The organism is Bacillus subtilis subsp. subtilis str. 168, assembly GCF_000009045.1.
Taxonomy (GTDB): domain Bacteria; phylum Bacillota; class Bacilli; order Bacillales; family Bacillaceae; genus Bacillus; species Bacillus subtilis.
The window spans coordinates 2480732-2500095 of record NC_000964.3; the positions used below are offsets into that span (position 1 = coordinate 2480732).

Annotated in this window: 20 protein-coding genes; 6 read left to right on the forward strand and 14 right to left on the reverse strand. The window is 44.3% G+C overall.

Going from position 1 to position 19364, the window contains the following annotated elements; genetic code table 11:
• Positions 1-18: 18 nt before the first annotated feature.
• Positions 19-1428: an NADP+-dependent 6-P-gluconate dehydrogenase gene (gene gndA / locus BSU_23860; RefSeq protein ID NP_390267.2), complete on the reverse strand. Its 1410-nt coding sequence runs from the start codon at positions 1426-1428 to the stop codon at positions 19-21.
• A gap of 109 nt (positions 1429-1537) precedes the next feature.
• Complete coding sequence (polYA, locus tag BSU_23870; protein NP_390268.2) at positions 1538-2782, reverse strand: DNA-damage lesion bypass DNA polymerase; 1245 nt, start codon at positions 2780-2782, stop codon at positions 1538-1540.
• Positions 2783-2854: 72 nt separating this feature from the next.
• On the opposite strand from polYA, the gene mifM reads away from it, so the two are divergent.
• The 3 genes from mifM to yqjF all read left to right on the forward strand — a co-directional run bounded on the left by mifM (position 2855) and on the right by yqjF (position 4908).
• Positions 2855-3142, forward strand: a complete 288-nt coding sequence (gene mifM / locus BSU_23880; protein ID YP_054586.1) for a regulator of OxaAB translation — start codon at positions 2855-2857, stop codon at positions 3140-3142.
• Positions 3143-3172: 30 nt separating this feature from the next.
• Complete coding sequence (gene oxaAB, locus BSU_23890) at positions 3173-4000, forward strand: Sec-independent factor for membrane protein insertion (YidC/SpoIIIJ family) (RefSeq protein ID NP_390269.1); 828 nt, start codon at positions 3173-3175, stop codon at positions 3998-4000.
• A 179-nt stretch (positions 4001-4179) separates the two neighbouring features.
• Positions 4180-4908: a hypothetical protein gene (gene yqjF, locus BSU_23900; protein ID NP_390270.3), complete on the forward strand. Its 729-nt coding sequence runs from the start codon at positions 4180-4182 to the stop codon at positions 4906-4908.
• 40 nt (positions 4909-4948) lie between these two features.
• On the opposite strand, the gene yqjE is transcribed toward yqjF, so the two are convergent.
• From yqjE to brxB, 9 genes are all read right to left on the reverse strand, one after another.
• Positions 4949-6064: a putative peptidase or deacylase gene (yqjE, locus tag BSU_23910; RefSeq protein ID NP_390271.2), complete on the reverse strand. Its 1116-nt coding sequence runs from the start codon at positions 6062-6064 to the stop codon at positions 4949-4951.
• A 17-nt stretch (positions 6065-6081) separates the two neighbouring features.
• Positions 6082-7605 (reverse strand): putative propionyl-CoA carboxylase beta chain, encoded by a 1524-nt coding sequence (yqjD, locus tag BSU_23920; RefSeq protein NP_390272.2) that lies wholly within the window; start codon positions 7603-7605, stop codon positions 6082-6084.
• Positions 7598-8020 carry a putative methylmalonyl-CoA epimerase gene (gene yqjC, locus BSU_23930; protein ID NP_390273.2) on the reverse strand — a complete coding sequence of 141 codons (423 nt, stop codon included), beginning with the start codon at positions 8018-8020 and terminating at the stop codon, positions 7598-7600. Before yqjC ends, yqjD begins: the two co-directional genes overlap by 8 nt.
• A gap of 201 nt (positions 8021-8221) precedes the next feature.
• Positions 8222-8752, reverse strand: a complete 531-nt coding sequence (gene yqjB / locus BSU_23940; protein ID NP_390274.1) for a putative L,D-transpeptidase — start codon at positions 8750-8752, stop codon at positions 8222-8224.
• Positions 8753-8803: 51 nt separating this feature from the next.
• On the reverse strand, positions 8804-9772 hold the full coding sequence (gene yqjA, locus BSU_23950) for a hypothetical protein (protein NP_390275.2): 969 nt from the start codon (positions 9770-9772) through the stop codon (positions 8804-8806).
• A 70-nt stretch (positions 9773-9842) separates the two neighbouring features.
• Positions 9843-10565, reverse strand: a complete 723-nt coding sequence (artR, locus tag BSU_23960) for a high affinity arginine ABC transporter (ATP-binding protein) (protein ID NP_390276.1) — start codon at positions 10563-10565, stop codon at positions 9843-9845.
• Positions 10558-11217: a high affinity arginine ABC transporter (permease) gene (artQ, locus tag BSU_23970; RefSeq protein ID NP_390277.1), complete on the reverse strand. Its 660-nt coding sequence runs from the start codon at positions 11215-11217 to the stop codon at positions 10558-10560. Before artQ ends, artR begins: the two co-directional genes overlap by 8 nt.
• An 80-nt stretch (positions 11218-11297) precedes the next feature.
• Entirely contained in the window at positions 11298-12065 is a 768-nt protein-coding gene (gene artP / locus BSU_23980) for a high affinity arginine ABC transporter binding lipoprotein (protein NP_390278.1), read from the reverse strand.
• Between the two features lie 267 nt (positions 12066-12332).
• Positions 12333-12770, reverse strand: a complete 438-nt coding sequence (gene brxB, locus BSU_23990) for a bacilliredoxin B (de-bacillithiolation) (protein ID NP_390279.1) — start codon at positions 12768-12770, stop codon at positions 12333-12335.
• A gap of 160 nt (positions 12771-12930) precedes the next feature.
• Here brxB and bmrU point away from each other — a divergent pair, with 160 nt between their 5' ends.
• From bmrU to bmrR, 3 genes are all read left to right on the forward strand, one after another.
• Positions 12931-13824 carry a putative lipid kinase BmrU gene (gene bmrU, locus BSU_24000; protein ID NP_390280.2) on the forward strand — a complete coding sequence of 298 codons (894 nt, stop codon included), beginning with the start codon at positions 12931-12933 and terminating at the stop codon, positions 13822-13824.
• Positions 13825-13924: 100 nt separating this feature from the next.
• Entirely contained in the window at positions 13925-15094 is a 1170-nt protein-coding gene (bmr, locus tag BSU_24010) for a multidrug-efflux transporter (RefSeq protein NP_390281.2), read from the forward strand.
• A gap of 72 nt (positions 15095-15166) precedes the next feature.
• Positions 15167-16003, forward strand: a complete 837-nt coding sequence (gene bmrR / locus BSU_24020; protein ID NP_390282.2) for a transcriptional regulator (MerR family) — start codon at positions 15167-15169, stop codon at positions 16001-16003.
• Between the two features lie 61 nt (positions 16004-16064).
• Here bmrR and bkdB read toward each other — a convergent pair whose 3' ends face one another.
• The 3 genes from bkdB to bkdAA are packed head-to-tail and all read right to left on the reverse strand — an operon-like array spanning position 16065 to position 19351.
• Complete coding sequence (gene bkdB / locus BSU_24030) at positions 16065-17339, reverse strand: branched-chain alpha-keto acid dehydrogenase E2 subunit (lipoamide acyltransferase) (protein NP_390283.1); 1275 nt, start codon at positions 17337-17339, stop codon at positions 16065-16067.
• A gap of 22 nt (positions 17340-17361) precedes the next feature.
• Complete coding sequence (gene bkdAB / locus BSU_24040; protein NP_390284.1) at positions 17362-18345, reverse strand: branched-chain alpha-keto acid dehydrogenase E1 subunit; 984 nt, start codon at positions 18343-18345, stop codon at positions 17362-17364.
• Positions 18346-18358: 13 nt separating this feature from the next.
• Positions 18359-19351 (reverse strand): branched-chain alpha-keto acid dehydrogenase E1 subunit, encoded by a 993-nt coding sequence (bkdAA, locus tag BSU_24050; protein NP_390285.1) that lies wholly within the window; start codon positions 19349-19351, stop codon positions 18359-18361.
• Between the last annotated feature and the right edge of the window lie 13 nt (positions 19352-19364).

A 19364-nucleotide genomic window follows, 5' to 3' on the forward strand; every position in this document is an offset into this window, starting at 1 on the left:
TTCGGGGGTTTCTATTGATTACTTCATCCATTCAGTATGGAAGATGCCTTCTTTGTCAGTACGCTCATAAGTATGAGCGCCAAAGTAGTCGCGCTGTGCTTGGATTAAGTTTGCAGGCAGTACGGCTGTGCGGTAGCTGTCATAGTAGGCTAATGCGCTTGAGAATGATGGCACCGGCACACCTTGGGCAACTGCAAGTGAAATCACTTGGCGAAGCGCTCCTTGATAGCTTTCTACAATATTCTTGAAATAGCTGTCAAGAAGCAGGTTGTCAAGCTCAGGCTCGCGATCGTAAGCTTCTTTGATCTTCTGAAGGAATGCCGCGCGAATGATGCAACCACCGCGGAAGATCATAGCGATTTCACCATATTTCAGATCCCAGTTGTATTCTTCAGAAGCAGCTTTCATTTGGGCAAATCCTTGCGCGTATGAACAGATTTTACTCATGAACAACGCTTTTCTGACCGCTTCAATCAGCTCTTCTTTATTTTCTGTAACAGGCTTCACTTCTGGTCCTGAAAGAAGTCCGCTCGCTTTTACACGCTCTTCCTTCATAGCTGAGATAAAGCGTGCGAATACAGATTCAGTAATAATCGGAAGCGGAACGCCTAAGTCAAGTGCGCTTTGGCTTGTCCATTTTCCTGTTCCTTTTTGGCCTGCTTTATCAAGAATCACATCAACAAGCGGTTTGCCTGTTTCTTCGTCTTTTTTTGTGAAGATGTCAGCCGTAATCTCAATCAGGTAGCTATCAAGCTCACCTTTATTCCATTCAGCGAAAACTTCATGAAGCTCATCAGCAGAAAGGCCCAGCACCTGTTTCAGAATGAAATATGATTCAGAGATCAGCTGCATATCTCCGTATTCAATTCCGTTGTGCACCATTTTTACGTAATGGCCGGCGCCGTCCGGACCGATATATGTCGTACAAGGTTCTCCGTCAACTTTTGCAGAAATGGCTTCAAGAATCGGTTTTACAAGCTCATGTGCTTCTTTTTGTCCGCCAGGCATGATAGAAGGTCCTTTAAGCGCTCCTTCTTCTCCGCCGGAAACGCCTGTTCCGATAAAATGAATGCCGCTTTCAGCGAGTTCTTTGTTACGGCGCTGTGTATCTTTATAGTATGTATTACCGCCGTCAATTAAAATATCATCCTTCTCTAGATGAGGAAGAAGAGATTGAATTGTCGCATCTGTTGCAGTTCCCGCTTTAACCATTAATAAGATTTTGCGCGGTGTTTCCAAGGATTGGACAAATTCTTCAATGCTGTAAGTGCCAACAACATTTTTTCCTTTTGCCTCCTGTAAAAACTCCTCAGTTTTACTGCTTGATCTGTTGTAAACAGAAACAGAAAATCCCCGGCTTTCGATATTTAAAGCCAGATTTTTACCCATGACCGCAAGTCCGATAACGCCGATTTGTTGTTTTGACATATTCTAACGTCCCTTCTGCAAACGTTTAATCATTTTAAAATTTAAATTAAAATAAAATGATATTTATAATAAAGAAATTACCATACATTCACCCTTTTTTTCAAGCGATTCAGCTTTTCTTTTCATCTTGAAAAAAATCTTTATTAAAGCTTGTTCCCTTTGTTTTGCTCTCCTCTTTTTTTAACGTTGCCCCTTTTCTGATCAGTTTGGTACCGTACTTTTTATTCAGCTTTTCCATCATCTGCTGAATGGGCTCATCCTTCGCATCTTCATTAAAGCTGAACAAATCGAGCTGTTTATAGGCCTGCTCTTTTTCTACTAAATCCGTTCCGGTAATGCCAAGCAGCCTGACAGGATTTTTATTCCAATGTTTAAAAAAGAGGTGCTCCGCTTCTTTCAAAATGTCATTTTTTTGATCAATCGGGTTTCTCAGCGTAGTGCTTCTTGTGATGGTTCTCCAATCCGCATATCTAATCATAATAAAAAGCTTCGAAGCCATGACTTCCTTGCGCTGTAAACGGTCACTCACAGAAGCGGCAAGCTTTCTAAAAACGCCTAACAGCTCTTCTTCATCACTGGAATCATGGGAAAGTGTCGATGAGTTGCCGACGCTTTTAAATTCGTAAATGCGCTCCGGGTCAACCGGCGCATGGTGAATGCCATTTGCTTTATTTTTAAGGCGCGGACCGTTGATGCCAAGCAGGCGCTTCAGCGAGTGTTCATCAGCTGCAGCTAGCTCTCCGATTGTATGGATGCCGAGTCCCTTCAGTTTTTCCGCTGTCTTTTTGCCGACTCCGTGCATCTCTCCAACAGGAAGCGGCCACAGGATATCGGGCACTTGCCTCTTTCTTAAGATCGTAATTCCAAGCGGTTTTTTCATATCAGACGCCATCTTAGCGAGAAATTTATTCGGTGCAATCCCTATGCTTGACGGGAGCAGCAGCTCTTTTTGCAGCCTGCTTTGGATTTCTTTTGCCGTCTCTAGAGCGCGGCTGCTGTATGGTGTATCGGTCATGTCCATATAGCCTTCGTCGATGGAGACAGGCTCCACTAGGTCAGTATATTCACGAAGAATGGTAAACATCGCTCGTGAAGAGTTTCTATAGCGGTCAAAGTTCGGCGGAAGAACGATGAGCTCAGGACAATGGCGCTTCGCTTGCCAAACCGGCATCGTTGTTTTGACGCCGCGCGCTCTTGCTTCGTAGCTGCATGTTACCACAATGCCCTTTCGCTCCTTTACGTTTCCGGCAACTGCGACCGGCTTTCCCCGGAGAGCCGGATCATATGCCATTTCAACCGACGCATAAAAGCTATTCATATCAATATGGAAAATAATTCGGCTCTTTCCCGGCATAAACAAATCTCCTTTTCGGTCATTAGACAACAGCTTGTACATATAGTAAAATGAAGCTATTGAATGGATGTGATGACAATGTTTGTGGAATCGATAAATGACGTTTTATTCTTAGTCGATTTTTTCACAATTATTCTTCCTGCTCTAACGGCAATCGGGATTGCATTCCTCTTACGGGAGTGCCGTGCGGGCGAGCAATGGAAATCAAAACGAACAGATGAACATCAGACGGTCTTTCACATTAACCGAACAGACTTTCTTATTATTATATATCATCGCATTACAACTTGGATACGTAAAGTCTTCCGCATGAATTCGCCTGTGAACGATGAGGAAGACGCCGGTTCTCTTCTTTTATAAACCGCATTTATAAAAAGGAGGAGAACAAAATTGTTAAAAACATATCAAAAACTTTTGGCTATGGGTATCTTTTTGATCGTATTATGCTCGGGCAATGCTGCATTTGCAGCGACTAATCAGGTGGGAGGCCTCAGCAACGTAGGTTTTTTCCACGATTATTTAATCGAACCGTTTTCCGCTCTGCTTAAGGGTGTTGCCGGGCTGTTTCACGGAGAATACGGACTCTCTATTATCCTCGTAACCATTATTGTGCGTATAGTTGTATTGCCTTTGTTTGTCAATCAGTTCAAAAAACAGCGCATCTTCCAAGAGAAAATGGCCGTTATTAAACCTCAGGTTGACAGTATCCAGGTTAAGTTGAAAAAGACGAAGGACCCGGAAAAGCAAAAAGAGCTGCAAATGGAAATGATGAAGCTGTATCAGGAGCATAATATCAACCCGCTTGCGATGGGCTGTCTTCCAATGCTGATTCAGTCTCCGATTATGATTGGGCTTTATTACGCGATTCGCTCAACACCTGAAATTGCGTCACACTCGTTTCTATGGTTCAGTTTAGGGCAATCTGATATTCTCATGTCCCTTAGTGCAGGGATTATGTATTTTGTCCAAGCCTATATCGCTCAAAAACTGAGCGCGAAATATTCCGCTGTCCCGCAAAACCCTGCAGCGCAGCAATCCGCAAAATTGATGGTGTTCATCTTCCCTGTGATGATGACGATTTTCTCGCTTAATGTGCCGGCAGCCCTTCCGCTGTACTGGTTTACAAGCGGACTGTTTTTGACAGTGCAAAACATCGTCCTTCAGATGACGCATCATAAAAGTAAAAAAACAGCCGCTCTTACTGAGTCGGTGAAATAAAAAAGCAACCCCGTGCAAAAAGCCGGGGTTGTTTTTTGTTACTTGCAAAGTACCGCGCCAAACAGTCTTGTTTATCATGGCTGAAGCAGAAATGGCCATCCTAAAAAATAGCCGTATCGTTTAAAAAGAAGGAAATCGGGAATACCTTTACTCACCTCCAACCGAAAGGAGCCTATACGTTGACGGAACGCTTTCAGCAAAAAAATATTTCTGTACCTGATGGAATCTGGATCATGAGACAAACCTGGAATGATGTCTTATTTGCTCACTGGCCTGTTGATGTTTCTATCCTTCGCGCTTTGGTACCGTCCGTTTTAGAATTAGATACATATAACGGGCAAGCTTGGATCAGCATGCTTCCCTTTATGCTCACGAACCTGAGGGCGCGTTATCTCCCTGTCATTCCCGGTGCGCGTGCATTTCCTGAGCTTAACCTCCGCACCTATGTCACGTATAAAGGCAAGCCCGGCATTTATTTTTTTAGCTTAGATGCCGATCATCGTCTGGCGGTCCTTGGCGCTCGCACATTCTTTCATCTGCCTTATTTTTACGCGGATATGAAGTCCGAAAAAAACGGTGATGCCATTGACTATGTCAGCAAGCGGAAAAATGACAAAGAAGCAGCATTCCACGCCGCATACCGGCCAATTTCAGCGCCTTTTACAGCAGAAAAGGATTCGCTCGATTACTGGCTGACAGAACGATACAGGCTCTACACCACTTATCGCAATAAGCTCTATTACGAAGACATCCATCATCATCCGTGGCTGCTGCAAAACGCCGAAGCAGAAATTTCAGTCAATACGGTGACTGATGCTCACGGTATTACATTGCCGGAGTCAGACCCCTTGCTTCATTATGCTAAAAAACAGGATGTGTTATTTTGGCCGCTTAGGAAATGGAGCTAAAAAAACCCGATGCGGGAAATCGCACTCGGGTTTTCTTTTTTTATTTTGCCGCCTCTTCAATAATGGCAACAACCATTTCTGCCGTTTTAACGAGCTCTTCGATCGGCATTTTTTCATTTTTTGTATGGATTTGCTCATAACCGACAGCAAGATTGACCGTCGGGATGCCATGACCAGCGATTACGTTCGCGTCGCTTCCGCCGCCGCTCGTTTGCAGCTCGCTTGGACGTCCGATTTTAGCAGCCGCTTTTTTCGCGATTTCAACAACTTGGTCGCCGTCTTGATATTTAAAGCCCGGATACATAACCTCAATTTCGACTTCTGCGCGTCCGCCCATATCAGCAGCTGCCTCTTCAAAAGCAGCTTTCATTTTTTGAACCTGAGCTTCCATTTTCTCAGGAACTAAAGAGCGCGCTTCAGCAAGAATATGAACTTCGTCGCACACAATGTTTGTTTGTGTGCCGCCTTCAAACCGGCCGATATTAGCTGTTGTTTCTTCATCGATACGGCCCAATGGCATTTTTGAGATGGCTTTGCTAGCGATTGTAATCGCTGAAATGCCTTTTTCAGGTTCAACCCCGGCGTGAGCGGTTTTCCCGAAAATTGCCGCTCTTACCTTCGCCTGTGTCGGCGCGGCCACAATGATATTTCCGACTTTTCCGTCTGAATCAAGAGCATAGCCGTAGGATGCAGTGATCATAGAACGGTCAAGCGCCTTCGCTCCGATCAGACCCGATTCTTCCCCTACTGTGATGATGAATTCAATCGTGCCGTGTTCAATATTTTCTTCTTTCAGCACCTTAATCGCCTCAAACATTGCAGCCAATCCCGCTTTATCATCAGCACCTAAAATCGTCGTGCCGTCAGTTTTGACGTAACCGTTCTCTACAACTGGTTTTACGCCGTTTCCGGGTACAACTGTGTCCATATGAGATGTAAAATAGATCGTATCTGTTTGTTTTGTCCCTTTTAGCGTGCAAATCAGGTTACCGGCTCCGTGGCCCGTGATATCCATTGTATCGTCTTCTTTAACGTCCACACCTAAATCAGAAAATTTTCGTTTCAGCACTTTGCAGATTTCAGCTTCGTGCTTTGTTTCTGAGTCAATTTGGACAAGCTCTAAAAATTCTTCCAGCAGGCGTTTTTCATTCACCATTTGTAAGTCCCTCCATATTAAAGCGGTATGTTACCGTGCTTTTTTTTCGGTCTCTCTTCTGTCTTATGTGTAAGCATATGAAAAGCTTGAATCAGTCTTCCCCTTGATTCTTCCGGCAAAATGATGTCATCGACCATTCCACAAGCGGCCGCTTTGTATGGGCCGGCGTTTTGCTTTTTGTATTCAGCAGTTTTTTCGCGTTTCGTCTTTTGCGGGTCAGCTGAAGCTTTGATTTCCTTTTCATACAAAATCGATGCCGCACCTTCTGGACCCATCACTGCGATTTCAGCATTCGGCCATGCAAACACAAGGTCCGCTCCGATCGCTTTGCTGTTCATGGCCACATAGGCGCCGCCGTACGCTTTTCTAATGATGAGTGTGACTTTTGGGACAGTCGCTTCAGCATAAGCAAACAATAATTTTGCTCCATGCCTGATGATTCCGTTGTGCTCTTGCTGAATACCCGGCAGAAACCCCGGGACATCTTCGACAGTCAACAGCGGGATATCAAATGCGTCACAAAAACGGATGAACCTTGCTGCTTTATCAGCAGCGTCAATCGTCAGGCTTCCCGCCAGATGCTTCGGCTGGCTCGCCACGATGCCGATTGCTTTTTCACCCAGCCTTGCAAACCCAATGACAATGTTCTTCGCAAAAAATGGCTGAATCTCAAAAAAAGACTGCGGGTCAGCCAGCTCCCTAATCACCTTCCGAACATCATAAGGCTTTGTCGTATCAGCAGGGACAAGACGGTTTAATAACGGTCTGGACGCCTCTTTCTCTGGCTTCGGCTCTGTTGTCCGGCCATTCAGCGGCAAATAAGACAGTAGTTTTCTCACCCCTGTCAGAACCTCCTTCTCCGTATGCCCGGAAAAGTGGGCGTTTCCGCTGACGGCATTATGTATCCCCGCTCCGCCTAAGCTCTCCGCATCAACCTGTTCCCCTGTCACTTTTTCAATCACCTTCGGGCCGGTAATAAACATCCGGCCAGTCTGTTCAGCCATAAATATAAAATCTGTGAGTGCCGGAGAATATACAGCGCCTCCAGCGCACGGCCCTAAAATAACCGATATTTGCGGAATGACTCCGGAATATAAGACGTTTCGGTAAAATATGTGACCGTATCCATCTAATGATAACACACCCTCTTGAATTCTCGCACCACCTGAGTCATTCAGCCCGATAATCGGCGCCTTATTTTTTGCTGCCAGATCCATCAAAGCGCAGATTTTCCTGGCATGGGTTTCGCCAAGCGCCCCTCCGTACACTGTGAAGTCTTGCGCAAATACATAAACTGAGCGACCGTCAATTGTGCCGTACCCTGTCACGACCCCATCCCCTAACATGCGCTGTTCTCTTGTTAACACTTGACTTTCCATGAAGGGGTGTAATTCGATAAAGCTGTCCTGATCTAGAAGAAATATGATCCTTTCCCGAGCAGTGAGCTTGCCCTTTTGCCGCTGCTGAGCCAGCTTTTCCCGTCCTCCGCCTTCTTCTGCCTGCTTGCGTTTCGTGTAAAAATGATCCATGTGCTCATTCATGCTCATTGTGTTGGTCTCCTTTCGGTTCACAAAGCTCTACAAGAACACCGTTTGTTTCCCGAGGGGAAATAAACGCGATCTTTTTCCCGTTCGCTCCCTGTCTTGGAAACCTGTCAATCAATTGAACATGCTGATCAGACAATGCTTGAAGCTGTTCAGATAGGCAGTTGCACAAAAACGCAATATGATGCAGTCCCTGCCCTTTCTTCTCCAAAAATAAATGGACGGGGCTGTCAGCTGTCAACGGCTCTATCAGCTCAAGTTTGACGCTACCAGCTTGAAAAAAAGCAACATTCACCTTTTGCTCTTCAACCGTTTCTTGATGAAGAAATGCAAGCCCCAATACATTTTCATAAAAGCTTCTTGCATCTTTTATCGAAAAAACGGCTATCCCGATATGGTCAAGCCTGTTCATTTTCATCCCTGCTTTCGCTAATAGATATCGCTTGTCCGCCCATTCAAAACACGCTAAAATATAGACAGATTGTTTAAGGAGTGAAAATCATGTCTCAAAAACTGATGAAAAGCGTTTTGATCGTGATTTTGGGAGTTTTTATTCTTTCAACTGTACTCTCAGGAATCGTCATGTTTCTATAACGATAAAAAAGCAGGCGCCTTATTCAATGGGAATATCCTGCTTTTTTATCAGAGCTTTATGCTCGATGGCAATCTCCTCAAAAGAGCGGTTGTCGTCCGTGATCAGCACTCTCGTTCCTACTGGTATCGTTTGAAACAAATGAACAACCTCATCGTTATGCATACGTATACAGCCGTTAGACACAAATTTTCCTACTGATTCCTCTCGGTTTGTCCCATGAATTCCATAAATCCGCCCGTCCGTTCCTTTCGCGTCAAATCCGATCCATCTTGCCCCAAGCGGGTTATCAGGAGATCCCCCTTCAATATTTTTCTTTCTGTAGTAAGGATTTTCCGCTTTTACCGTTACCGAAAACTCTCCTTCAGGCGTCAAATCATCTGTTTTTCCAGTCGCCACACTATACACGCCTTCTACTTTGTTGTCGAGGATAACAGCAAGTTCATTTGTTCGCTTGTTGACAATAACATACGGATCACCCGGCAGCGGATTTTCGCCGAGCGGCCAAATCGGTGAAATCATCATGAAAATCGAACATAAGAAAAAACGCATAAGCTCCTCCTTTTTCATTAGGTTGACCAATGAAGGAAGAGCTCATGCGAATCATCCGAGTGATTTTTGCGCTTTTATTCCTTTAAAATAACTTTTAATCACTAAATATTGTTCCATTTCGCCGAGAAGATGGAAGAGAGCGGCCCTCGCTTCAAATTCCTCTCTAGTCGCAGGAAGCGGCATCTCCTCAAATTCTTTTCTCATGTCAGCAAGTCTTTTCAGAAATTTGTATGCTGTATTCCCAGGGTGTATCGCCTCCCGCAAATCATGAATAAATTCAGCGATCATTTTTCCCTGATCTACCGTGATGGAGATCGATGTCACTTTAGGGAGAAGGCGTTCGATAATTTCAAATTGCTTTTCTCTCATTTTAAAATAATGATAATGCAGATTTTCATAACGCAAAATGTGGTTTTGCACATCTCGATATGCCAGGTTTTTAGCCTCCGTAATGAGCTGGTGCGTTTCCGGAATTTCTTTTCCTGACCAATCTTGCTCACCAGTTAACAAATACCGTTCGATTTCTGCAAAAATGACAGCAAAGTTATCCTCTATCTTTTTGCGGTAGGCAATCAGTTTCCGGTCAAGACTAGGCATATACAAGTTCATCAATAGAGCGACGCCGATGCCAACCGTAATCAGCTGAACTTCATTCCAGATGAAAGTAGGCGTAATGCCGCCGGACATGTATAAATGAAGGATAATAACAGAACTGGTGACGATACCCTCGTTAATTTTTAACAGAACCGTTATCGGAATGAATATCAAAAGAAGCGCTCCGATCACAAACGGGTGGTAGCCAATAAGCTCGAAAAAGAGATAAGAAAAAGCAATTGCCAGACAGCATGCCGAAAAGCGGGCCCATGAGGCCTGAAGCGACCGTTTTTGTGTGATTTGTATGCACAAAATGGTGATGATTCCTGCTGATGCGAAGTTTTGCAAATGCAATAACTGGCTTATATAAATAGCCAAAGCTGTTCCAAGCGCGGTCTTTATTGTGCGGTAACCAATTTTAAACATGTCGGACTCCATTTCTATTTGTTTCTTCAATAAAAAAGAAGAGGCGGCCAGCCTTCTTCTTTTTTATATTCTATAATATTTTCTCTAAAAAGTCCTGCGCTCTTTTGGATTTTGGCGACATAAAAAATTCCTTCGGATTGCCGTCTTCGACAATCATTCCTTGGTCCATAAACAGCACACGGTCTGCCACTTCTTTTGCGAAGCCCATTTCATGTGTGACAATCACCATGGTCATGCCGGTTTCGACCAGCTCTTTCATCACCTGTAGCACTTCTTTGACCATCTCTGGATCAAGGGCGGAGGTCGGCTCGTCAAACAGCATGATGTCCGGATTCATCGCAAGAGCCCTGGCAATCGCGACACGCTGTTTTTGTCCGCCAGACAAACGGTTTGGATAGTCATTTCGCTTTTCAAACAAACCGACTTTGCGGAGCAGGTCCTCAGCTTTCTCCTGTGCAGCCTGTTTTGATTCTTTTTTTACATTGACAGGCGCGTACATGATGTTTTCGAGAACCGTTTTGTGCGGAAAGAGATGAAAATGCTGAAAAACCATCCCGATGTTTTCCCGGACCTTTAATGTGTTGGTTTTCGGCTTCGTAATCTCTGTGTCTTTTATTGTAATGGTTCCGCCGTTAGGCTTTTCCAACAGGTTTAAACAGCGTAAGAACGTTGATTTGCCTGAGCCTGAAGGACCGATCACGGCAACAACCTCACCCTCAGCGATTGTTGTTGAAATGTTTTTTAATACTTCGTGTTTCCCAAATGATTTTGACAGCTTTTCAACCTTAATCATTGGATTTCAGCTTCCTTTCTACAGCCTTGCCGATAAACGTTAAAATCAGGACAAGCACATAATAAATCAATCCCGCGATAATGAGCGGCTCAAGGTAATTGTAAGTGGCGGCGCCAGCTTGATATGCGCGTCTCATGACATCACCAAGCCCGATGACGGTGACGATCGCCGATTCTTTTGTTAACGTAATTAATTCATTCACAATTGCAGGTGATATATTTTTGAAGGCCTGCGGCAGCAGCAGATCCTTCATCATTTTTCCATACGGGACACCGAGTGCAACAGCAGCTTCTTTTTGCCCTTTATCAATGGCATTGATTCCGGCTCTGATAATTTCCGATACATAAGCGGCGGAATTCAAAGACAATGCGACAACCGCAGCCCAAAACTGGTCAATTTGAAATCCGAGCAGCTGAGGAAGGCCAAAATAGACAATCATAAGCTGCAGCACTAAAGGCGTGCCTCGGAACACTGATGTATAAAAATCAGCGATCCAGATAAACGGGCGGAATGTGCTGATCTTGCATAAGCTTAGCACAATACCGAGTATAAGTCCGATAATAGCAGATACAACAACAATTTTTAATGTAATTGCCAAGCCTTCTAATATAAAAGGAATTTGGGGGATCGTTGCTGAAAAATCCAAATTCATAGCCTTTGTCTCCTTTTCTTACAGGAAAAAAGTTTCCTATTCAATAAAAAGGCTCAACGAAAAAGTTGAGCCGCTTTTTTTTACTTCTCGCCAGTGAACCATTTTTTCTTCAATTTCTCAAGCTCTCCGTTATCTTCCATTTCCTTGAGCGCTTTATTGAATTTGTCTGTCAGTTCACTGTCCTTTCTGAAAGCAATTGCTGAACCGGCTTCTTCCGCTTTCGCATCAGGAATCACAAAGCCTTGCAGGTCATCATTTGATTTGAAATACCCTTCTGCAACAATGTCTTCAATAATCGCGGCATCGAAGCGGTCAGATTTGATTTCCTGCACCAAATCAGAAATTCTGTTGCGGTCTTCTGTTTTAAAACCATATTCCGGAGAAAGCTCTTTCCCCTTCTCTTCCTGAATAGAGCCAAGCTGAACGCCAACTGTTTTTCCTTTCAGGTCTTTCAAAGATTGAATGCCGCTGTCTTTTTTGCTGACAATCATATGGTTCGCTGTGTAATACACATCGGAAAAATCAACTTGTTTTTTACGCTCAGGCGTTGGTGTCATTCCTGACAGAACGAGATCCACCTGTTTTGATTTAAGCGCTGTAATTAAGCTGTTGAAGTCCATATCCTGCACTTCAATTTCATAGCCTGCCTTCTTTGCCAGAGCTTTTGCCAGCTCTACATCAAAGCCGACAATATTATCTCCTTCTTTATATTCAAACGGTTTGTAATCCGCCGAAGTACCCATAATTAATTTTTTCTTTCCGCTTTCTGAACCTGAATTGCTTGAGCCGCACGCAGTTAATGCAAAGGTGATGCAAGCAGCCACAAGTAATAAGAGCCATTTTTTCATGATCCATTTCCCCCGTATTCATTACTTTTGGTGTATTTGAATATTTATTCGTTAATTTGTATTTTAAACAGTTTCTCATTTTTATGCAATACTATTTTTAAAAATTATCTTTAGGCTTATCTTTCCAGTGATCTCTTCTGATATTACTAGATAAAAATTAAATCGCTGTACAATCCGATTGAATAATCCCTTAATATTTATTCATATATCCTTGGAAATTTATGCACAAAAAAACCCGGGCTGCTTTGAGCATCCGGGTTGTTCGTCTTATACTTCTTCACAATATTCTTCAAAGGCTTCCTGCAGCTTTGCCACTACAGCCATCGGCTCATGGCCTTCAATTTCATGACGCTCTACCATTTTCATGATCTTTCCGTCTTTCAAAATCGCAAAGGACGGAGAAGATGGTGGATAACCTTCAAAATAGTCACGCGCACGCGCTGTCGCTTCTTTATCCTGTCCGGCAAAAACGGTGACGAGCTGATCAGGTCTTTTATCATAGTGAACGGAATGGTAGGCTGCCGGTCTTGCAATTCCTCCGGCGCATCCGCAAACAGAGTTTACCATGACGAGCGTCGTTCCTTTTTTCGTAAGTGCCTCATCCACCTCTTCGGCTGTTTTAAGCTCGGTGTATCCGGCAGCTGTTATTTCTTGTCTCGCTTGGCGGACAATATCATTCATAAATAAATTAAAGTCCATGTTCAATGAAGACCTCTCCTTTTTCATCATCTGTTCTTATGATAGCAAGGAAACGTCCATATCGGCAAATGACTTTGCTTCGCCGTGCACTTTTTTTGCTCTTCGTTTACTGCTTACAGAAAAAGGGGATTATATAACCAGAAGTAAAATAAAGGAGCAGTTGTATATGAGCCACCGGAAAGCGTTACTGATTCATAACGGAAATGCCGGCAACAAAAATATAGAAAAAGCACTTGGTGCTGTGGTGCCGGTTTTATCTCACCATTTAGATGAGGTGATTATTAAACAGACAAAGAAAAAGGATGATGCGTATCATTTTTGCCGATCCATTGATGATTCTGTCGACACCGTCTTCATTCTCGGCGGCGACGGCACGATCCATCAATGCATAAATGCTATCAGCGCTCTAGAAAGAAAACCCGCTGTCGGAATTTTGCCCGGCGGCACGTGCAACGACTTTTCAAGAGTGCTTGGCATCCCTCAAAATCTTGCAAAGGCCGCGGAAGCACTTATGGCGGGAAAAAAAACCAGCGTAGACGTATGTCAGATGAATGACCGTTATTTTTTGAATTTCTGGGGGATCGGCTTAATTGCAGAAACGTCGAATCAAATCAACGAAACGGAAAAAGCATTATTGGGAAAAATCAGCTATTTTACAAGTGCCTTGCGAACCGTCTCATCTGCTGCATCGTTTCCGATGACATTAAAAATTGATGGAGAAGAAATTAAAGAAGAAGCCGTTATGCTGCTTGTGATGAATGGCCAATACATTGGAACGAATCGAATTCCTCTGCCCGATGCCAGTATTGAAGACGGCTTACTTGATGTTCTCATATGCCGCAATACCAACCTCACCGCGCTGCGGGAGCTGATGAGCATGGAACAAGGCTCAATTGATCGTTTTACTGGAGAGTTGTCCTATGTCCAGGCTTCCCGTATCGAGATTGAAACAGACACTGCCAAAAAGGCGGATATGGATGGAGAAGTTTATACACATACACCCGCAGTCATTCAGGTCCTGCCACAGCATATCGACATGCTTGTTCCCGCAAATGAATAACTGTCATAAGGCTTTAGAAAGATTTTGCAAATCCGTTGACTCTCCCCTAGGAGGAGGTCTTACAGTATAAGGGATACACACTTGAAAAAGGGGAAGTCATATGGAGAAGAAAAATATTACCTTAACTATATTATTAACCAATTTATTTATTGCTTTTTTGGGGATCGGGCTTGTGATTCCAGTAACGCCGACCATTATGAATGAATTGCATTTATCGGGGACCGCGGTCGGCTATATGGTTGCCTGCTTCGCTATTACACAGCTCATTGTCTCACCAATAGCCGGACGATGGGTTGATCGCTTCGGGCGCAAGATCATGATCGTAATCGGCCTGTTGTTCTTTAGTGTGTCGGAGTTTTTGTTCGGCATTGGAAAAACAGTTGAGATGTTATTTATCTCCCGTATGCTGGGCGGTATCAGCGCAGCCTTCATTATGCCCGGGGTCACGGCTTTTATTGCAGATATCACGACCATTAAAACACGGCCAAAAGCGCTCGGTTATATGTCAGCCGCTATTTCAACAGGATTTATTATCGGCCCCGGCATCGGGGGATTTTTAGCAGAAGTCCATTCCCGGCTGCCTTTTTTCTTTGCGGCAGCTTTTGCACTGTTAGCAGCCATTTTATCAATCCTCACGCTGCGCGAGCCGGAACGAAACCCTGAAAATCAGGAAATAAAAGGACAGAAGACAGGCTTTAAACGAATTTTTGCCCCCATGTATTTCATAGCTTTTCTCATTATCTTAATTTCGTCTTTTGGTTTAGCATCATTTGAATCTTTATTTGCATTATTCGTGGATCATAAATTCGGATTTACGGCCAGCGACATTGCCATTATGATTACAGGAGGAGCGATTGTTGGCGCCATTACGCAAGTCGTCTTATTCGACCGCTTCACAAGATGGTTTGGCGAAATTCATTTAATTCGGTACAGCTTAATTCTCTCGACGAGTCTGGTATTCTTGCTGACAACGGTACATTCATATGTTGCGATTCTGCTGGTGACAGTCACCGTATTTGTCGGATTTGATCTCATGCGGCCTGCGGTAACGACTTACCTGTCAAAGATTGCGGGAAATGAACAGGGGTTTGCCGGCGGTATGAATTCAATGTTTACAAGTATCGGCAATGTATTCGGGCCTATTATCGGCGGAATGCTGTTCGATATAGATGTAAACTATCCTTTCTACTTTGCAACGGTCACCTTAGCCATAGGGATTGCACTGACCATTGCTTGGAAAGCGCCTGCACATCTTAAAGCCAGCACGTGATAAGAAGCGCATTCTTTGTGTACTGCAAAGAATGCGCTTCTTCTTTATACTGATGATAGAAGGAGTGATGGCATGAAGGAATCGTATTACTCAATTGGGGAAGTATCAAAACTGGCAAACGTGTCGATAAAAGCGCTCCGTTATTACGATAAAATTGATTTATTTAAACCAGCCTACGTCGACCCGGATACCAGCTACCGCTATTATACAGATTCTCAGCTCATTCATCTGGATTTGATCAAATCATTGAAATATATCGGCACACCTTTAGAAGAGATGAAAAAAGCACAGGACTTAGAGATGGAAGAACTGTTTGCTTTTTATACAGAGCAGGAGAGGCAAATCAGGGAGAAATTAGACTTTTTATCAGCCCTGGAGCAAACCATTTCATTGGTGAAAAAGCGGATGAAACGGCAGATGGAATATCCCGCGCTCGGTGAGGTGTTTGTTTTAGATGAAGAAGAAATACGGATCATTCAGACAGAGGCAGAAGGAATCGGGCCTGAAAACGTGCTCAACGCCTCCTACAGCAAATTAAAAAAATTTATCGAGTCAGCAGATGGATTTACGAACAATAGCTACGGCGCTACTTTCTCTTTTCAGCCCTACACCAGCATTGATGAAATGACTTACCGTCATATTTTCACACCTGTATTGACGAATAAACAGATTTCATCAATTACGCCGGATATGGAAATCACAACGATCCCTAAAGGGAGGTATGCGTGTATCGCGTATAATTTTTCGCCTGAACATTATTTTCTCAACTTACAGAAGCTTATCAAATATATCGCGGACCGCCAATTAACAGTTGTCAGTGATGTATACGAGTTAATCATACCGATTCATTACTCCCCGAAAAAACAAGAAGAATATCGAGTCGAAATGAAAATACGGATCGCTGAATAATAAAGCATAGAAAAAGAGCATTTTTTGAAACAAAACTTCAAAAAATGCTCTTTTTGCTTATTTAGTAAACAGATGTCTTCTCGTCAATCGATTCTAAAATTTGTTTCACTCGTCCGAGGAATCGTCCGCACACGAGACCGTCAAGCACTCTGTGATCTAATGACAGGCACAGATTAACCATGTCTCTGACAGCAATCATGCCATTGTCCATGACAACCGGGCGTTTGACGATGGATTCTACTTGAAGAATCGCAGCCTGAGGGTAGTTGATAATGCCCATCGACTGAACAGACCCGAACGAACCTGTGTTGTTGACGGTAAACGTGCCTCCCTGCATGTCATCTGCAGTGAGTTTTCCGTCTCTTACTTTTTTAGCTAGGCCGGTAATGTCTTTCGCAATGCCTTTAATTGTTTTTTCATCAGCGTTTTTAATCACCGGAACAAATAAAGAATCCTCTGTGGCAACTGCAATTGAAATATTGATATCCTTTTTCTGAATAATTTTGTCCCCCGCCCACATGCTATTCATTTGCGGGAATTCTTTTAACGCCTGAGCGACCGCTTTTACAAAAAAGGCGAAGAACGTTAAATTAAAGCCTTCTGTCTTCTTAAAAGAATCTTTTATACTGTTGCGATATGCAACCATATTTGTGACGTCGACTTCCATCATCGTCCAAGCATGCGGAATTTCTGTTTTGCTTCGCTTCATATTGGAAGCAATTGCTTTTCTTACACCTGTGACAGGGATTTCTTTATCACCGGCTGCAGACGCAGGATATGACGTCTCTTCTTTTGGCTCAGGTTTTGATGCAGACTTCGGTGCAGGAGCTGCTGTTTTCAGCTCCTCAGGATTCTGTTCTTGCACGCCGCCTGTTTCAATTAAGCGCTGAATATCTTTTCGTGTGATGCGCCCGCCGGCACCAGTTCCTGTCACTTGATCGAGGTCAATGCCGTGCTCTCCGGCCAAACGGAGAACAGCTGGCGAGTAGCGCTTTTTATTGGGCTGATCGGCTGCTCCAGCACTTTTTGCAACAGGGTTCTCAGCGGCTTCTGATGCTGCTGGCTGTTCTTGTTTTTGTTCAGCCGGATTCGCGCCTTCTGTTTCAATTTTGCAAATCATTTCTCCGACTTGCAGGGTTTGGCCTTCTTCTCCCACAAGCTCTGTTATCGTACCAGTAAAAGAAGACGGAACCTCTGCATTTACCTTATCTGTCATGACTTCCGCGATCGGATCGTATTTGTTCACTTTATCACCGGGGGCGACAAGCCATTTGCTGATCGTCCCCTCTGTTACGCTTTCTCCAAGCTGCGGCATCGTCATTTGTTCAATTGCCATGATTGTATCCTCCCTTACGTCTTTAAAACTCCGCTAATTCTCTCATCGCCGCTTCCACTTTATCAGGGTTGACCATAAAGTATTTTTCCATTGTCGGCGCATAAGGCATAGCCGGAATATCAGGACCTGCAAGCCGTTTGATCGGCGCGTCTAAGTCGAACAGACAATGCTCGGATATAATTGCGGCTACTTCGCTCATGATGCTGCCTTCTTTTGTATCTTCTGTGACCAAAAGAACCTTTCCAGTTTTGGACGCAGCTTCGATGATGGCTTCTTTATCAAGCGGGTAAACTGTTCTTAAATCCACCACATGCGCTGAAATGCCATCTTTTTCGAGACGTTCTGCAGCTTGTAAGGCGAAGTGGACACACAGGCCGTATGTGATCACTGTGATGTCGTCGCCTTCCCTTTTTACGTCCGCCTTGCCGATTGGCAGGACATAATCATCAGCCGGAACCTCGCCCTTTATCAGACGGTATGCCCGCTTGTGCTCAAAAAACAGCACGGGGTCTTCGTCACGAACTGCGGCTTTTAAGAGCCCTTTCGCGTCATATGGTGTTGATGGCATGACAATTTTCAGTCCGGGCTGGTTGGCGAAAATTGCTTCGACTGATTGAGAATGATACAGGGCTCCGTGCACGCCTCCGCCGTATGGCGCTCTGACGACAATCGGACAGCTCCAGTCATTGTTGCTGCGGTAGCGGATTTTAGCCGCTTCAGAAATAATTTGGTTGACTGCCGGCATAATGAAATCAGCAAACTGCATTTCAGCAATCGGTCTCATTCCGTACATTGCCGCTCCGATACCGACTCCTGCGATTGCAGATTCAGCAAGCGGCGTATCCATAACGCGCTCTTCCCCAAATTGTTCATAGAGTCCCGCTGTCGCTTTAAACACACCGCCTTTTCTTCCTACATCTTCCCCAAGGACGAAAACGCGAGAATCTCGTTCCATTTCTTCTTTCATCGCCAAATTGATTGCATCAATATATGACATTACTGACATTTGTTCTTCCTCCCTACTTCGCATAAACATAATCAAGCGCTGACTCAGGAGCTGCATATGGGGCGTTCTCCGCTTCATCCGTCGCTTCATTTACGATTGCCATAATTTCATCCAGCATGGTTTGTTCTATCTCATCGGACAGCAGGCCTGTTTCCTTTAAGTAAGCTTGATAAGTAAGCAGGGGATCACTTTTTTTCGCTTCCTCTACTTCTTCACGGCCTCTGTAGCTGCTGTCATCGTCATCACTGGAATGTGGTGTAAGGCGGTAAGAAATCGTTTCAATTAATGTCGGGCCTTCTCCTCTGCGTGCCCTTTCGCGTGCTTCTTTAACCGCTTGATAAACTTCCAGCGGATCATTTCCATTCACAGTTACGCCAGGCATCCCATAGCCTATGGCACGGTCGGAAATGTTCTCACATGCGACTTGCTTATCGTAAGGCACTGAGATTGCGTATTTGTTGTTTTCACACATGAAAATAACCGGCAGCTTATGGACAGCGGCAAAGTTTGCCCCTTCATGGAAATCGCCTTGGTTTGAAGACCCTTCCCCGAATGTAACAAAGGCTGCGATATCCTTTTTCTCCATACGTCCCGCAAGCGCAATACCGACTGCGTGCGGCACTTGCGTTGTAACCGGAGATGATCCCGTCACAATGCGGTTTTTCTTTTGTCCGAAATGTCCCGGCATCTGGCGGCCTCCTGAGTTCGGATCTGCTGCTTTTGCAAACCCGGACATCATTAAGTCCTTTGCTGTCATGCCAAACGCGAGCACGACACCCATGTCTCTGTAGTACGGCAATACATAATCCATTTCACGGTCAAGTGCGAAAGCCGCTCCTACCTGTGCTGCTTCCTGTCCTTGACAAGAGATTACAAATGGAATTTTGCCAGAACGGTTTAACAGCCACATTCTTTCATCGATTTTTCTTGCTAACAGCATGGTTCTATACATATCAACGGCTTCCTGATCAGTCAGCCCTAGTGCTTGATGTCGGTTTGTACTCATTCAAGCCCCTCCT

Excerpts from the sequence above, each read along its gene's own strand:
- artP (NP_390278.1), bottom strand. The coding sequence starts at position 12,065 with ATGAAAAAATGGCTCTTATTACTTGTGGCTGCTTGCATCACCTTTGCA.
- bkdAB (NP_390284.1), bottom strand. The coding sequence starts at position 18,345 with ATGTCAGTAATGTCATATATTGATGCAATCAATTTGGCGATGAAAGAA.
- bkdAA (NP_390285.1), bottom strand. The coding sequence starts at position 19,351 with ATGAGTACAAACCGACATCAAGCACTAGGGCTGACTGATCAGGAAGCC.
- bkdB (NP_390283.1), bottom strand. The coding sequence starts at position 17,339 with ATGGCAATTGAACAAATGACGATGCCGCAGCTTGGAGAAAGCGTAACA.
- yqjC (NP_390273.2), bottom strand. The coding sequence starts at position 8,020 with ATGAACAGGCTTGACCATATCGGGATAGCCGTTTTTTCGATAAAAGAT.
- yqjA (NP_390275.2), bottom strand. The coding sequence starts at position 9,772 with ATGTTTAAAATTGGTTACCGCACAATAAAGACCGCGCTTGGAACAGCT.
- yqjB (NP_390274.1), bottom strand. The coding sequence starts at position 8,752 with ATGCGTTTTTTCTTATGTTCGATTTTCATGATGATTTCACCGATTTGG.
- polYA (NP_390268.2), bottom strand. The coding sequence starts at position 2,782 with ATGCCGGGAAAGAGCCGAATTATTTTCCATATTGATATGAATAGCTTT.
- artR (NP_390276.1), bottom strand. The coding sequence starts at position 10,565 with ATGATTAAGGTTGAAAAGCTGTCAAAATCATTTGGGAAACACGAAGTA.
- artQ (NP_390277.1), bottom strand. The coding sequence starts at position 11,217 with ATGAATTTGGATTTTTCAGCAACGATCCCCCAAATTCCTTTTATATTA.
- bmrR (NP_390282.2), top strand. The coding sequence starts at position 15,167 with ATGAAGGAATCGTATTACTCAATTGGGGAAGTATCAAAACTGGCAAAC.
- bmr (NP_390281.2), top strand. The coding sequence starts at position 13,925 with ATGGAGAAGAAAAATATTACCTTAACTATATTATTAACCAATTTATTT.
- yqjE (NP_390271.2), bottom strand. The coding sequence starts at position 6,064 with ATGGTGAATGAAAAACGCCTGCTGGAAGAATTTTTAGAGCTTGTCCAA.
- gndA (NP_390267.2), bottom strand. The coding sequence starts at position 1,428 with ATGTCAAAACAACAAATCGGCGTTATCGGACTTGCGGTCATGGGTAAA.
- yqjD (NP_390272.2), bottom strand. The coding sequence starts at position 7,605 with ATGAATGAGCACATGGATCATTTTTACACGAAACGCAAGCAGGCAGAA.
- bmrU (NP_390280.2), top strand. The coding sequence starts at position 12,931 with ATGAGCCACCGGAAAGCGTTACTGATTCATAACGGAAATGCCGGCAAC.
- mifM (YP_054586.1), top strand. The coding sequence starts at position 2,855 with ATGACAATGTTTGTGGAATCGATAAATGACGTTTTATTCTTAGTCGAT.